Annotated in this window: 11 protein-coding genes and 2 rRNA genes (1 of these 13 running past the window's edge); 7 read left to right on the forward strand and 6 right to left on the reverse strand. The window is 69.1% G+C overall.

Features of this window, described 5'->3' with window-relative positions; all coding sequences use genetic code 11:
* Nucleotides 1-275: 275 nt before the first annotated feature.
* Nucleotides 276-1,589, reverse strand: a complete 1,314-nt coding sequence (locus tag FR742_RS32480; protein WP_148035146.1) for a KamA family radical SAM protein — start codon at nt 1,587-1,589, stop codon at nt 276-278.
* A gap of 172 nt (nt 1,590-1,761) precedes the next feature.
* Between FR742_RS32480 and FR742_RS32485 the strand changes: the two genes are divergently transcribed.
* From FR742_RS32485 to FR742_RS32505, 5 genes are all read left to right on the forward strand, one after another.
* A complete protein-coding gene (locus tag FR742_RS32485; protein ID WP_148035147.1) occupies nt 1,762-2,337 on the forward strand; it encodes a DUF1707 domain-containing protein in 576 nt (191 codons plus the stop codon).
* A gap of 77 nt (nt 2,338-2,414) precedes the next feature.
* Nucleotides 2,415-3,422, forward strand: a complete 1,008-nt coding sequence (gene plsX, locus FR742_RS32490) for a phosphate acyltransferase PlsX (RefSeq protein ID WP_261808918.1) — start codon at nt 2,415-2,417, stop codon at nt 3,420-3,422.
* A gap of 72 nt (nt 3,423-3,494) precedes the next feature.
* Entirely contained in the window at nt 3,495-5,945 is a 2,451-nt protein-coding gene (locus FR742_RS32495; RefSeq protein ID WP_315970653.1) for an HAD-IC family P-type ATPase, read from the forward strand.
* The gene (gene argS / locus FR742_RS32500) at nt 5,942-7,669 is read left to right on the forward strand and encodes an arginine--tRNA ligase (RefSeq protein WP_148035148.1); all 1,728 of its coding nucleotides are present in this window, start codon (nt 5,942-5,944) and stop codon (nt 7,667-7,669) included. The genes FR742_RS32495 and argS overlap by 4 nt, the downstream gene beginning before the upstream one ends.
* Nucleotides 7,670-7,787: 118 nt before the next feature.
* Entirely contained in the window at nt 7,788-9,119 is a 1,332-nt protein-coding gene (locus FR742_RS32505) for a hypothetical protein (protein WP_261808919.1), read from the forward strand.
* Nucleotides 9,120-9,214: 95 nt separating this feature from the next.
* Here the strand turns inward: FR742_RS32505 and FR742_RS32510 are convergent, their stop codons facing one another.
* Nucleotides 9,215-9,598 (reverse strand): cell division protein SepF, encoded by a 384-nt coding sequence (locus tag FR742_RS32510; RefSeq protein WP_148035150.1) that lies wholly within the window; start codon nt 9,596-9,598, stop codon nt 9,215-9,217.
* A 166-nt stretch (nt 9,599-9,764) separates the two neighbouring features.
* On the opposite strand from FR742_RS32510, the gene FR742_RS32515 reads away from it, so the two are divergent.
* Nucleotides 9,765-10,541 (forward strand): PhzF family phenazine biosynthesis protein, encoded by a 777-nt coding sequence (locus tag FR742_RS32515; protein ID WP_148035151.1) that lies wholly within the window; start codon nt 9,765-9,767, stop codon nt 10,539-10,541.
* A gap of 58 nt (nt 10,542-10,599) precedes the next feature.
* Here the strand turns inward: FR742_RS32515 and FR742_RS32520 are convergent, their stop codons facing one another.
* Together FR742_RS32520 and FR742_RS32525 are read right to left on the reverse strand one after the other, a co-directional pair.
* Nucleotides 10,600-11,451 carry a GNAT family N-acetyltransferase gene (locus FR742_RS32520; RefSeq protein WP_148035152.1) on the reverse strand — a complete coding sequence of 284 codons (852 nt, stop codon included), beginning with the start codon at nt 11,449-11,451 and terminating at the stop codon, nt 10,600-10,602.
* A 152-nt stretch (nt 11,452-11,603) separates the two neighbouring features.
* Nucleotides 11,604-11,915, reverse strand: a complete 312-nt coding sequence (locus tag FR742_RS32525) for an antibiotic biosynthesis monooxygenase (RefSeq protein WP_148035153.1) — start codon at nt 11,913-11,915, stop codon at nt 11,604-11,606.
* A 90-nt stretch (nt 11,916-12,005) separates the two neighbouring features.
* On the opposite strand from FR742_RS32525, the gene FR742_RS32530 reads away from it, so the two are divergent.
* Nucleotides 12,006-12,746, forward strand: a complete 741-nt coding sequence (locus FR742_RS32530) for a class I SAM-dependent methyltransferase (RefSeq protein WP_148035154.1) — start codon at nt 12,006-12,008, stop codon at nt 12,744-12,746.
* 137 nt (nt 12,747-12,883) lie between these two features.
* Here FR742_RS32530 and rrf read toward each other — a convergent pair.
* Nucleotides 12,884-13,000: ribosomal RNA gene (gene rrf / locus FR742_RS32535) — 5S ribosomal RNA — on the reverse strand.
* An 82-nt stretch (nt 13,001-13,082) separates the two neighbouring features.
* Nucleotides 13,083-14,680: ribosomal RNA gene (locus FR742_RS32540) — 23S ribosomal RNA — on the reverse strand; it runs 1,507 nt beyond the window's last position.

Below are 14,680 nucleotides of genomic sequence, written 5' to 3' on the forward strand. Positions count from 1 at the left end.
CTGAGCTACGGATGCAGTTCTATCACCGCGCACGACCCCGGGTGAGCCGCTAAAAGCCCGCGTGACAAGGGCTTTGTGGGTAAGTTACCGAGCCCGAAAGGGGTCACACAGGGGGAGACAAATCGGGAAATAGAGGGGGGCTAATTCGGATATTCCATGGACGCTTCCGGCGTCCGTAAGTGCGCTTTCCCCGGCCCGCGCCAGGAGCTCGACAAAATGAATGTCACGGGCCGGGGGCGCAGATTTTCCGCTTGCGGTGGCCGCCCTTGACCGCCTCAGGCCCCGAGCGAGGCGGCGACCTCGAACGGGAAAGCGTCGGCGAAGGCCGGCCGCAGGTCCGTCAGCCAGACGGCCGACGGGTCGTACCGCGCGAAGAACGGCCGCCCCACCAAGGACGGGTCCCGCGCCTGGATGAGGTGGAGCACGAACACCCGCTGACCGGCGATCTCGGTGACGCCGTCGACGCACACCTTCCCCGGCGTCGCCGACATGGACGGCCCGCGGACCGTCCTGCAGAGCCCGGAGACGCTCGCGTACGCGTCCCTGAAGATCTCGTACGCGCGGCCGAGCGGCACCGCGAAGTAGTCCTGCGGACCGGTGTCACGCTCGACGAACATGTAGTACGGGATCATCCCCATGCGGTGCTGGCGCCGCCACATGGTCTCCCAGACGGCCGGGTCGTCGTTGATCGACCTGATGAGCGGCGCCTGGGTGCGGATCGTCGCCCCGCTGCCCAGGATCCGTTCCACCGCGGACTCGACCAGCGGCGACTCCAGCTCGCGCGGGTGCGAGAAGTGCGCCATGAAGGCGAGGTTCTTGCCTGCCTTGACGACCTCCTCGAACAGGCCGAGCGTGGCGTCGGCGTCGGGGTCGGTGACGAAGCGCTGCGGCCAGTAGCCCAGCGCCTTCGTGCCGATCCTGATGGACTCGAGCTGCTCCAGCTCCAGCAGCGGCCCGATGTAGCGCCTGATCACCGGCTCACCCATGATCATGGCGTCGCCGCCGGTGATCAGGACGCTGGTCACCTCGGGATGCTGGCGGAGGTAGGCGACCATCTGGTCGATGTCGTCGGAGGCGAACTTGAGGTCGGCGTCGCCGACGAACTGCGCCCACCGGAAGCAGTAGGTGCAGTAGGCGTGACAGGTCTGCCCTTGCTTCGGGAAGAAGAGCACGGTCTCCGGATACTTGTGCTGCATCCCGGGCACCGGCTCCTCGCCGATGCGCGGCACGTTGAGCTCCTTCTGGCCGGCGGGGTGCGGGTTGAGCTGCGCTCTGACCTTGTTCGCCTCCGCCTGGATCTCCCCGTTGGGCGCCTCGGCCTTGAGCAGGTCGGCCAGCCGGGCCACATCGGCCTCGGGCAGCATGTCGCCCTGCGGGAAGACGAGACGGTACATGGGGTCGTCGGGCGCCGCCGACCAATCTATGAGTTCATCGACGACGTAGGCGTTCGTCCGGAAGGGCAGCACCGTGGCCACGGCCCGCACCTTCAGTCGCTCCCCGTCATCGAGCCCGGCGCGTCGCAGGAGCTCGTCGAGGTGCTTGGACGTGTACGCCTTGAAGCGTCGCGTACCTGCCTGGTTCAAGATCACTAGGCCTTTCCCATCTTTTTTGTTCGATCGGATGTAAACCTCACGCCCCCGTCGCGCGTCTATCGCTCTTATACCGAGAGTAGGCTGCCCGCGGCTATGGTTCGGAGGGTGCTCCAAGTTTCTTGGGAGAATTGAAATCACGACATATCTTGATTTGACCTAAACTGGCGGTGTGACCCACGACCCTGCCCTCCGGGCCTCCGACGCCGACCGCGACCAGGTCGCCGCGCTGCTCAACGAGGCCTACGCCAGTGGACGACTCACGAGCCCCGAGCACGCCGACCGTCTCGAGGCCACCTACCAAGCTCGCACCATGGGCGAGCTGGAGCCCCTGATCGTGGACCTGCCCAAGGTCCGGTCCTCCACGGCCGCCGCGCCCGTCGCGACGGAGCAGACCGTCAACGCCGTCTTCAGCAAGGTCGTCAAGCGCGGGCGCTGGATCGCCTCCCGCCACACCCGCCTGTCGGCCACGTACGGCGCGCTCATCGTCGACCTGTCGGAGGCCGTGCTCCCCGGCCGCGAGATCACCCTGTCCATCAACGCGTTCGCGGCCAAGCTGATCATCCGGGTGCCGCCGAACGCCCAGGTCATCGACGAGGTCGGCGCCATGTTCGCCAAGCGCCAGGTCTCGGGCGACAACGCCCCCGACGGCGACGGCCCGGTGATCAGGGTGACCGGCCGGGTCACCTTCGGCAAGGTCGTCGTGGCCCGCACCGTCCACGACTGGAACCTGAGCGGCGACGCCTAGTCCTGCCCGCCGGTTAGCCTGGTGACGGCCTCGCCTACCATTCGGACGGCCAAGCGACACGCCGTACGAGGTGACTTTTGCCAGACAGCAGGCCGATCGCGGTCGACGCCATGGGCGGCGACCGCGCGCCCCACGAGATCGTGGCGGGCGCCGTGCACGCCGTGCGCGAGCGCGGGCTGCCGGTCGTCCTGGTCGGCTCGCCACGCGTGCTGTACGAGTCACTCGCCGAACACGACGCGGCCCACGAGATCCCCATCGTGCGCGCCGAGGAGGCGCTCGCCATGGACGAGGGCGCGCTGGCCAGCCTGCGCCGGCCCCGCTCCAGCATCGCGGTCGCCTGCCACCTGCTGCGCCGCGGCGACGTGTCGGCCGTGGTCTCCGCCGGCTCGACCGCGGGCATCGTGGCCACCGGCAAGCTGCGGCTCAAGACCCAGCAGGGGGTGCTCCGCCCGGCGCTCGCGGTCGCGCTGCCCACCCTGCCGCACCCCACGCTGCTCCTGGACGCGGGCGCGAACGCCGAGGTCAAGCCGGAGATCCTGGTCCAGTTCGGCCACCTCGGCGCCGCCTACGCCGAGCTGGCCTTCGGCATCGCCGAGCCCCGGGTGGGCCTGCTCACGATCGGCAGCGAGGCGGAGAAGGGCAACAAGCTCGTCCGCCGCGCCCACGAGCTGCTCGACGCCGCCCCCGCGCTGACCTTCGCCGGCAACGTCGAGGGCTACGACCTGCTGACCGGGCGGGCCGACGTGATCGTCACCGACGGGTTCACCGGCAACGTGGCGCTCAAGACCATGGAGGGCGCCGTCCGCTACGCGTTCGACGAGCTGCGGCGGTCCGTGAGCGAGAGCCGGATGGCCAAGTTCGGCGCGTTCATGCAGCGCTCCCGGCTGCGCGAGCTGAGCGGCCGGCTCGACGCGGAGGCGTACGGCGGCGCGGTGCTGCTCGGGCTCAACGGCACCGTCGTCGTCGCGCACGGCTCGTCCAGCGCCAGAGGAGTCAGCGCGGCCTGCCGGCTCGCCTCCGACCTGTCGGCGGGCGGGCTGACGTCCCGGATCGGCGAGCGGATAAGCGCCCACAGATCACGCTGAAAGCCGTAGGGTGATCCCCGTCCGCCTATCAGGGGAATCAGGCGGACCGACGCCGGCGGGGAAACCCGCTCAGTGACGTTGCCGCAGGTCGGGGGGTTCGCGGTGGACGGAGTCATGTCGCTGGACGGGCTCACGTCGGCGCAGGTCGCACGGGCGAGACCGAACGTGGTGCCGCGCCGGTCCAGCCGGTCGCTCGCCGCCATCATCAGGGCGAACGTCTTCACGCTCTTCAACCTCGTCATCGGCGTTCTGTGGGCGCTCATCCTCGTCTTCGGCGCGTGGCAGGACAGCGTGTTCGGCCTGATCATGGTGGCCAACGTGCTGATCGGCGTCGTCCAGGAGCTGCGCGCCAAGCGCACGCTGGACCGGCTGGCCGTGGTCGGCGAGAGCCCCGTGACGGTCCGCCGCGACGGCGCGGACCGGCGCGTCCCGCCGCACCAGGTGGTGCTCGGCGACCTGATCGTGCTCGGCCCCGGCGACGCGCTGCTGGTCGACGGCGAGATGATCGTCTCCGCCGGGCTGGAGGTCGACGAGTCGCTCCTGACGGGCGAGGCCGACCCGGTGCGCAAGGAGCCCGGCGACCCGGTGCTGTCGGGCAGCTTCGCCGTCGCCGGAACCGGCGTGTTCAGGGCCACCGCCGTCGGCACCGACGCGTACGCCGCCCGGCTGGCCGAGGAGGCGAGCCGTTTCCACCTCGCGCACTCCGAGCTGCGTGACGGCGTCGCCCGGTTCATCCGCTACATCACCTGGCTGGTCATCCCCATCGGCGCGCTGCTCACCTACAGCCAGCTGAGCAACTCGGCCGACTTCGCCACCGCCATCACCGGCGCGGTCGCCGGCATCGTCACCATGATCCCCGAGGGCCTGGTGCTGACGACCTCCATCGCCTTCGCCGTGGGCGTGGTCAGGCTCGGCCGCCGCCGCTGCCTGGTCCAGGAGCTCCCCGCGATCGAGGGCCTGGCCCGAGTGGACGTGCTCTGCCTGGACAAGACCGGCACGCTCACCGCCGGCGGCATGACGCTCGACCGCGTCGTGCCGCTGCGCGAGGGCCGCCCGGTGGGCGACGCGCTCGCCGCGCTCACCGCCGCCGACGGCCGCCCGAACGCCACCGCCCGCGCGATCAGCGACCGCTTCCCCTCCGCGCGCTGGCGTCCGCTGGCCACCGTGCCCTTCTCCTCCGAGCGCAAGTGGAGCGGCGCCGACTTCGGCCCGCACGGGGTGTGGCTGCTCGGCGCCCCCGACGTGCTGCTCGCCCCGTCGGCCCCGGAGCGCGCCCAGGCGGCGGAACTCGCCGCCACCGGCGCCCGCGTCCTGGCCTTATGCCGTACGAACCGGCTCCCGGACGGCAATCGTCCCGCGGCGAGCCCTCGTACGGACCCGATCACGGCGGACGCACACGCCGCGAGCCACCGTACGGACGCGATCACGGCGGACGCCCTCCCTGAGGACGCCCGTACGGACCCGTCCGTGATCGGCGTCGAGGAGGGCGAGCCGGTGGCGCTCGTCGTGCTCAAGCAGCGCGTCCGCCCCGACGCCCACGAGACGCTGGAGTACTTCGAGCGGCAGGGCGTCAGCGTGAAGATCATCTCCGGCGACGACCCGCGCTCGGTGTCCGCGATCGCCGCCGGGCTCAACGTGCCCGGCGCCGACCGCGCGGTGGACGCGCGCACGCTGCCGGACGACGAGGACGCGCTCGGCGAGGCGCTCGCCGCCGCCACCGTCTTCGGCCGGGTCAGCCCCCAGCAGAAGCGACTCTTCGTCACAGCCCTGCGCAAACGCGGCCACACCGTCGCCATGACCGGCGACGGCGTCAACGACGTGCTCGCGCTCAAGGAGGCCGACCTCGGCATCGCGATGGGCGCGGGCAGCCCCGCCACCAAGGCCGTCGCCCAGGTCGTGCTGCTGGACAACCGGTTCGCGGCCCTCCCGCACGTGGTCAACGAGGGCCGCCGGGTGCTGGCCAACATCGAGCGGGTCTCCGGGCTGTTCCTCACCAAGACCTTCTACGCGATCGTGCTGTCGCTGATGACCGGGGTCGCGGGGATGATGTTCCCGTTCACGCCCCGCCACTCCACGCTGGTGAACGCCGTCACCATCGGCCTGCCCGCCCTCTTCCTGGCGCTCGCGCCCACGCTGGAGCGGGCCAGGCCCGGCTTCGTGCCCCGGGTGCTCAGGTTCGCCGTGCCCGCCGGGGTGATCTGCGCCTTCGCGGTCCTGCTGGCGTTCCGCGCCGCGGCCGGGGGCACGCTGGAGGAGCAGCGGACCGCGGCCGTGCTCGCGCTCTTCCTCACCACGTGGTGGGTGCTCGTGCTCGTCGCCAGGCCGCTCGACCGGTGGCGGGTGGCCCTGGTCGCGGCCATGGCGGGGCTGTTCGCGCTGGCCCTGGCGAGCCCGTTCGTACGGGAGCTCTTCGAACTCCGCCCCGGCGGTCCGCACGACGATCTGATCGCCGTCGGCGTCGCTCTCGTGGCCTGCGCCGGCATCAGCATCGCGGTCAAGGTCGCCGGTACTCTTAGGACATGACCGACCCGCAGAAAGTGCTCACCGAGCGCGTCCAGCAGGCGCTGGCGTCCGCGTTCGGCGCCGAGTACGCCGACGCAGATCCGCTGATCCGGCCCTCCCAGTTCGCCGACTTCCAGGCGAACGTCGCGATGAGCCTGGCCAAGCGGCTGCGACGAGCCCCGCGGGAGGTCGCCGAGTCGATCAGGGCCGAGCTGTCCGACTTCCCCGGCGCCGTCGAGGTCAGCGGCCCGGGCTTCCTCAACATCACGCTCGACGACGGGTGGATCGAGTCCCAGGCGTCCCTCGTCTTCAAGGACCCGCGCTCCGGCGTCGCCACGATCGCCCCCGCGCAGACCGTCGTCATCGACTACTCGGCGCCCAACGCCGCCAAGGAGATGCACGTCGGCCACCTGCGCACGACCATCGTCGGCGACTGCCTGGCCCGGGTGCACGAACACCTCGGCAACCACGTCGTCAGGCAGAACCACCTGGGCGACTGGGGCACCCCGTTCGGCATGCTCATCGAGCACCTCCTCGACATCGGCGAGGAGGCCGCGGTCGCCCAGCTCGAAGCCGGCCAGGGGACTGAGTACTATCAGGCCGCCCGCGCCAAGTTCGACGGCGACGAGTCGTTCAAACAGCGCTCGCGCGTACGGGTGACCACGCTCCAGTCGGGCGACCCGGAGACCATGCGGCTGTGGCACGTCTTCATGGACGCCACCGTGCGCTACTTCAACAAGGTCTACACGATGCTCGGCGTCACCCTGACCGACGCCGACCTCGCCGGCGAGAGCATGTACAACCCGATGCTGGAGAAGACCTGCCAGGATCTGGAGGCGGCCGGCGTCGCCACGATCAGCGAGGGCGCGCTCTGCGTGTTCCCGCCCGGCTTCACCGGCTCCGACGACAAGCCGCTGCCGCTCATCGTCAGGAAGAGCGACGGCGGCTACGGCTACGCCTCCACCGACATGGCCGCCATCCGCTACCGGGTGCACGACCTCAAGGCCGACCGCATCCTCTACGTCGTGGGCGCCGACCAGGCGCTCCACTTCCGCATGGTGTTCGCCGCGGCCCAGTTGGCCGGCTGGCTGCCCGACTCGGTCTCCGCCGAGCACGTGCAGATCGGCATGATGCTGGGCAAGGACGGCCGCCGGTTCAAGACCCGCTCGGGCGAGTCCGTCAAGCTGATGGACCTGCTGCAGGAGGCGATCGACCGGGCGTCCGCGGCCATCGCCGAGCGCGGCTACGACCAGGCCACCCGCGAGGAGATCACCCACGCCGTCGGCATGGGCGCGGTGAAGTACGCCGACCTGTCGGTCAACCACGACAGCGAGTACGTCTTCGACTTCGACCGCATGCTGGGCTTCACCGGCAACACCGGCCCCTACATGCAGTACGCGACCGCCCGGATCCGGTCCATCTTCCGCAAGGCGGGCCGCTCCCCCGACGACACCACGGGTCCGATCGTGCTGGGCGAGCCCGCCGAGCGCGCGCTGGGCCTCCACCTGCTCGGCTTCGGCGAGACGCTGGAGCAGGTGGCCGCCCAGTCGGAGCCGCACCGGCTGTGCGCGTTCCTGTTCGAGGCGGCCAGCCTGTTCAGCACCTTCTACGAGGAGTGCCCGGTCACCAAGGAGGGCGTCGACCCGGAGATCAGCGCGCGACGGCTGGCGCTCTGCGCGCTGACGCTGCGCGTGCTGGAGACGGGCCTCGACCTTCTGGGCGTCCCCGTACCCGAGCGCATGTAACAGGCGATTCGATCAAAGTCCCCGTTCCGCTGTGGCGCGCCTCCGCCTCGGAGGCGTGCCACGCGGGTTACCCTTTACGGGGTCATGAACTGAGGCCGAATTGGGGGAGTTCTCTGCCTTGAGCACGGACCTGACCGCGAGCCCCCAAGCAGCCAACGAGCTACGGCGCTACGCCGAGGCGTTGCTGGCGCACCTGGCCGCGAACGGCAGCGCGCCCCCCGCACCACCCGGCTTCACCGACATCCCCGGCCACTGGCTGCCGCCCGCCGTCGAGGCGCTGGTCACCATCCTCGCCGGCGACGACCCGCTGGAGCCGCTGAGCAGAGCCGCCTCGCGCGACCAGCAGCAGACCGCGGTCTTCCTCTGCCTGGCGCTGGCCGTCGCCGGCCACGGCAGCCGCATCCACGCCTCCTGGCTCGGCACCGCCTTCGGCGACCTCTCACTCGACCGGCCCGTCTCCCACGGCCAGCGGGCGCTCTGGCTGGCAGCCGCCCGCGGCGCCTACGGCCCCGCCGGCAAGATCTTCGTGCTGCGCAAGCTCGACGCGCTCGCCGTGCAGGAACAGGCTGACCCGCGCCAGTGGGTGCAGGCGCTCGTGCCCGGCGAGCCGTCCGTGGTGGTGCCCGCTTCCCTCGTCGACTTCCCCGAGATGGCGGAGATCCCCGAGCTGGCCAGGCCGGCCCAGGCCGCCGCCCGGCTGACCCGGTTGCGGGCCCGCTGCGAGGAGATCACCTCGGCCCGCCAGTCCGACCAGGGCTCGGCCGCGCCGCTCGCCAACTCCGGCGCCACCCCCGCCGCCACCTGGGCCGAGGACGAGCCGCTGGCCGTGCTCCGCGCCATGATCGGGCTGAGCGGGCCGCCCGGGCCGCAGGCCTCGCTCGACTCCCACCTGCTCGACGACCTGCGCCCCGGCTCCGACCCCCACCTGACGGCGATCGCCCTGCACGTCGCGGCGCCCATCCTGCGGGGTGTCGCCGAGGAGCTGGAGTCCGACAGCAGGCTGGAACCGCCGCCGTCGGTCACCGTGTCGTTGCTCGGCCACCGGGTCGAGCTCCGCCCCGAAGGCCCCGACGAGGAGTCGCTGGCCGTCGCCGAAGCGGCCATCTCCGCCGCCGTGCCGGCCCCGCCCCGCGCTCCGTGGGCGCCGGGGCTGCTGGTGCTCGGCGGGCTGACCTGCCTGTTCGCCGCCTTCCTCACCCACCCGGTCACGGCCGCCGCCGGGGTCGTGCTGTTCGCGCTGGCCGGGTGGCTGCTCTGGCAGCGCCGCGAGCGCGTCCTGTCAGACGCCGCGTACGTCGCGGCGCAGGTGAGCGAGCTGAGGGAGCTGGCCGACGGCGCGGTGTGGGCCCTGCACGCCTACGCCCGCGAGGCCGAAGGCCGCGCCAAGCAGGCCGCGGAAGACGCGACCGACATCACCCGCCTGATCCGCCGCGGCCCCCGCGCGGCCTGATCGATCATCGCCTGTCCCGCCCACAGCCTCGGCCGCGGCGGACCGCGCAGGCCGTGCCGGCTCCCCGCCCGCGCCGGCACGTGGCCTGGCGCGGGTCAGGTCGTCTCGATCTCGACGTGCGCGGGCGCCAGCAGGAAGACGCGGTCGGCGATGCGCTCGATCCGCCCCTCGCAGCCATAGGCCAGACCGGCGGCGAAGTCGACCATGCGCGTCGCCTCCGGCATCGCCATGCCCGTCACATCCATGATCACCGTCTGGCCGTCGCGGAAATACTGGCCGATCAACGGTGCGTCGTTGTACTTCAGCGGCTGGACCATCACGATCCGTGACGACTCGATGGTGGCCCGCCACCGGCGCGCCGCCCGCTCCGTGGCAGGCATGTACTCCTCTTCGTACTGCCCGTCGTCGTCATAAGCCTCGTCATACTGATCAACCGCGCCCAGGCCCAGGTAACCCGCAACCTTACGCACTGCCCCCATCGGCTTGTCCTTTCCTCAGGAACTCACCGCAATCGGCACGTCCCGACACATTGGACGGTAACCGACGATTCCGCGTTCGCCATGCGACACGCCCAGCACTAATTCCATTTTGTACGGCTAGCGTCCTGGTTTCACCCCGATATCTGGCCCCCTATAGCATCGGCTCATGCGCCTGTTCATCGTCGACGCCTTCACCGACACAGCTTTCCAGGGTAATCCCGCAGGCGTGTGCCTGCTGGAAGATCGGGTCCCCGACGTGTGGATGCAGTCGCTCGCGGCCGAGCTGAAGCTGTCGGAGACCGCCTTCCTGCTGGGTGATTCGCTGCGCTGGTTCACGCCGAAGGTGGAGGTCACGCTGTGCGGGCACGCCACCCTCGCCACGGCGCACGTCCTGTATTCGACGGGCGTCGCGCATGGCCCGGTGAAATTCGCCACGGCGAGCGGAACGCTCACGGTGAATCGCCAACCGGACGGAATGATCACGATGGATTTTCCGGTCAAGGAAGTGACTGCCACCACAGTTCCCGAAGGTCTGGAGAAGGCACTCGGCGCCACCCCCGTGCATGTTTCGAAGGGCGCCCTCGACCTGCTGGTCGAGCTGGATTCGGCGGAGACGGTGAGAACCTTGCGGCCCGATATCGACGCCCTCGCGGCGATCGACGCACGCGGAGTGATCGTCACCGCCCGGGGCACCGAGACCGACTTCGTCTCCCGGTTCTTCGCGCCGAAGGTCGGCGTGCCCGAGGACCCGGTGACGGGCTCCGCCCACTGCGCTCTGTCGCCGTACTGGTCTGCCAGGCTCGGCCGCGAGACGCTGACCGGCGCCCAGTTGTCGGAGCGGGGCGGGCTGGTGCGGGTGACCCTCGCCGGTGATCGCGTGCACCTCGCGGGCCACGCGGTCACTGTTGTCTCGGGCACCATGCAACTCCAGCCTCCCTCCTGAATCACTGGCCTGCCCGTATAACAGCAGTTCTCACCTGACGTCCAGTTGCAATTTGATATCAGCGGATGAACAGGAGGCTTCTCGCGGTGTCGCGGAACCCGAGCCCGCTGTAAAGACGCGCAGGTACGGGATACCCGTCGTCGCCGCGCGGCGCCACCACGGCCTGCTTGGCGCCCGCCGCCCGCGCCGCGCGCAGCGCCGCCAGGCACACCGCCTTGGCCAGGCCCTTGCCCCGGTGCGCGGGCACGGTGCCGACCGGCTCGATCAGCGCCACGTCGCGCTCGTCGAGCCAGAGCAGGCAGTACGCGGCCGTGCCGCCGTCGGGCCCGATCGCGCACCAGTCGAGGTCCTCCCGGTACGGCCAGGCCGCGCGGACAGCCGCGTAGCTCTCCTCGGTGACGCGCGACGGGTGGAAGGCCGCGCGGTGCGCCGCCACCCGCCCGGGCACGTCACGCACCGCTTCCAGCCGGAACCCCGCGGGCGGCTCCGGCTCGGGCAGGCCGTCGAGGTCTCGTACCATCTGCACGAAGAACGGCCCGTCCTTCTCCCGTGCGTAGCCGCGCTCCTCCAGCGCGGCGACCAGGTGCGGCTCCCCGCTCGACACCTCGACCTGCCGCTCTCCGGCCGGCACGATCTCCTCGAACCAGCGCAGCACGTCGTGCGCCAACTCGGCCCGTTCGGGGTCGACCGCCAGGTTGAGATATCCGGGCAGGTGGATCCACCCCCAGGCCAGGGTCCGCCGATCGGCCCGCCACAGCATGGTGGGCCACTCCGGCTCCCGCCCGGTGTGCTGAAGCCGTCCCCAGGCCAGGTCGCCGGCGTGCCAGCGCGCCCGCGGCGACCAGATCCGGCCGGTGAGCTCCTGCATGGCCCGCAGATCCCGGGGGCCGCCGTAACAGGTCACGATCACCCCGCCATCCTCGCCCACCCTCGCCCGGCGACGCATCCCGGTATCCGCCTCCCACGCGAGAAGCCCCCACCCCGCGATGACGCGAGATGGGGGCTCACTAGGGGATCAGGACTCCTGGGGCAGCTCCGCGGTCTCCCGGTGACGTCGGGGGATCAGGACTCCTGGAGCAGCTCCAAGGTGTCTCCGGTGACGTCGGAGGCCAGCGCGAACGCCTTCTCCGCCTCCGGAAGGGAGTGCGCCAGCTCCTGTGCCTTCCGCAGGCTCTCCTGGGAGTCCCACCGCCAGACGCCGACCCAGGTCCCGTCCTCGGTCCGCCCCAGCCTCGCCTCCTCCAGCCCCGGAACCGCGGACCGCACCGTGGACGCCAGAGTGGCGTGCCTGTCCTTCACCTCCTCGGAGTCCTCCGGCTTGGCCTTGAATCGGGTGATGGCGATGACGGGCTTCTTCGTGTTCTCTGCACTCATACCGACGAGCGTGCCCGGCCCTCCTCGTACCTCCCGCACAAACCCCGCACAGCGGCCTGAGCCCGCGGGCAGGTCCGCGACGATGGGACCGTGGACTATGACACGCTCATAACGGAAGCGCTCGCCGCCCCGATCGGCGGCTGGGACTTCAGCGCCTTCGCCGGCCGCTACGTCACGGGCAGCCCGCCATGGAGTTACGAGGAAGTCGTACGGGAACGCCTCCCCCGCGTGCGCTCCCTGCTGGACATCGGCACGGGAGGCGGCGAGTTCCTGTCGTCGCTCGCCCCGCTGCCGGCACGCACCGCCGCCACTGAAGGGCACCCGCCGAACGTCGCCATCGCCAGGGAACGCCTGACGCCTCTCGGTGTCGAGGTGGCGGCCGTCGACGGGAACGCCCTGCCGTTCCCGGACGGCTCCTTCGAGCTCGTCGTCAGTCGGCATCACGCCTACGACCCCGATGAGGTCCTCCGCGTCCTGGTGCCGCACGGCACCCTTCTCACTCAGCAGGTGGGCGGCTGCGACCTGGCAGAGCTCAACGAGGCCCTGGCCGCCCCACCGCACCCGCACCGTCACTGGGATCTGGAGCGCGCCATCGCCGGCCTTGAGAAGGCCGGCTTCGCCGTCACCTGGCAGGCCGAGTCGTTCATTCCAGCCCGGTTCCGCGACATCGGTGCGGTCGTCCAGTTCCTGCGGGTGGTCCCTTGGCAGGTGCCGGACTTCGATGTGCGGACGTACGAGTCCGCCCTGCGCGCCTTGCACGAACGGATGCAGGCGGGGCATGCCCTCAGCGCTCGCTCTCACCGCTTCGCTCTGATCGCCTGTCCCAGGTGAAGGCCCGTGAACCAGCGAGGGCCTCGGCGCTCACGCTGAGGCCCCAGAAACAAGAAAAGCCCCGAAGCCGTAGCCTCAAGGCTCACCACGAGAAAGGCCCCGACAGAAACTGTCGGGGCCTTTCCCATATGAAAATTGTCCGGCGGTGACCTACTCTCCCACACCCTCCCGAGTGCAGTACCATCGGCGCAGAGAAGCTTAACTTCCGGGTTCGGAATGTAACCGGGTGTTTCCTTCCCGCCATAACCGCCGTAACCCTCCGAAACACACAAACCACAGGGTTTGCTGTCTCAGAATTGCCTAGTGGACGCGAGCAAAACTCAAAAAGAACGCTTTGTGGTCAAGTCCTCGGCCTATTAGTACCGGTCAGCTCCACACGTTACCGCGCTTCCACCTCCGGCCTATCAACCCGGTCGTCTACCGGGAGCCTTACCCACAAACGTGGTGGGAGACCTCATCTCAAGGCAAGCTTCCCGCTTAGATGCTTTCAGCGGTTATCCCTCCCGAACGTAGCCAACCAGCCATGCACCTGGCGATACAACTGGCACACCAGAGGTTCGTCCGTCCCGGTCCTCTCGTACTAGGGACAGCCCCTTTCAAGTCTCCTGCGCGCGCAGCGGATAGGGACCGAACTGTCTCGCGACGTTCTAAACCCAGCTCGCGTACCGCTTTAATGGGCGAACAGCCCAACCCTTGGGACCTACTCCAGCCCCAGGATGCGACGAGCCGACATCGAGGTGCCAAACCATCCCGTCGATATGGACTCTTGGGGAAGATCAGCCTGTTATCCCCGGGGTACCTTTTAGCCGTTGAGCGACACCGCTTCCACACGCCGATGCCGGATCACTAGTCCCAGCTTTCGCTCCTGCTCGACCCGTCAGTCTCACAGTCAAGCTCCCTTGTGCACTTACACTCAACACCTGATTGCCAACCAGGCTGAGGGAACCTTTGGGCGCCTCCGTTACCCTTTAGGAGGCAACCGCCCCAGTTAAACTACCCACCAGACACTGTCCCCGATCCGGATCACGGACCAGAGTTAGACATTCAAAACGACCAGAGTGGTATTTCACCAATGACTCCACCCGAACTAGCGTCCGAGCTTCCCAGTCTCCCACCTATCCTACACAAGACGCTCCAAACACCAATGTCAAGCTGTAGTGAAGGTCCCGGGGTCTTTCCGTCCTGCTGCGCGAAACGAGCATCTTTACTCGTAGTGCAATTTCGCCGGGTCTGCGGTTGAGACAGCGGGGAAGTCGTTACGCCATTCGTGCAGGTCGGAACTTACCCGACAAGGAATTTCGCTACCTTAGGATGGTTATAGTTACCACCGCCGTTTACCGGCGCTTAAGTTCTCACCTTCGCCAACCCGAAAGTCAGCTAAGCGGTCCCCTTAACGTTCCGGCACCGGGCAGGCGTCAGTCCGTATACATCGTCTTACGACTTCGCACGGACCTGTGTTTTTAGTAAACAGTCGCTTCCCCCTGGCCACTGCGACCCCCACCAGCTCCCACCGCAAGGGCGTTCACCAGCAGAGGTCCCCCTTCTCCCGAAGTTACGGGGGCAATTTGCCGAGTTCCTTAACCACAGTTCACCCGATCGCCTTGGTATTCTCTACCTGACCACCTGAGTCGGTTTAGGGTACGGGCCGCCACAACACTCACTAGAGGCTTTTCTCGGCAGCATAGGATCATCCACTTCGCCACAATCGGCTCGGCATCACATCTCACCCACAAGTGTTGCGGATTTGCCTACAACACGGGCTACATGCTTACCCCAGGACAACCATCGCCTGGGCTGGACTACCTTCCTGCGTCACCCCATCGCTTACCTACTACCCGATCGGATCGAGCGTTCACTCTGACGGCCGTCCCGAAGGACAACCCGAGCTAAGGACTCTTAGCATCACGAGGTTCAGTATGGGCGCATTGAAGCGG

It is taken from the genome of Nonomuraea sp. C10 (genome assembly GCF_008017515.1).
In the GTDB taxonomy this organism is placed as follows: domain Bacteria; phylum Actinomycetota; class Actinomycetes; order Streptosporangiales; family Streptosporangiaceae; genus Nonomuraea; species Nonomuraea ferruginea.

Excerpts from the sequence above, each read along its gene's own strand:
- FR742_RS32525 (WP_148035153.1), bottom strand. The coding sequence starts at position 11,915 with ATGAGTGCAGAGAACACGAAGAAGCCCGTCATCGCCATCACCCGATTC.
- argS (WP_148035148.1), top strand. The coding sequence starts at position 5,942 with ATGACCGACCCGCAGAAAGTGCTCACCGAGCGCGTCCAGCAGGCGCTG.
- FR742_RS32515 (WP_148035151.1), top strand. The coding sequence starts at position 9,765 with ATGCGCCTGTTCATCGTCGACGCCTTCACCGACACAGCTTTCCAGGGT.
- FR742_RS32510 (WP_148035150.1), bottom strand. The coding sequence starts at position 9,598 with ATGGGGGCAGTGCGTAAGGTTGCGGGTTACCTGGGCCTGGGCGCGGTT.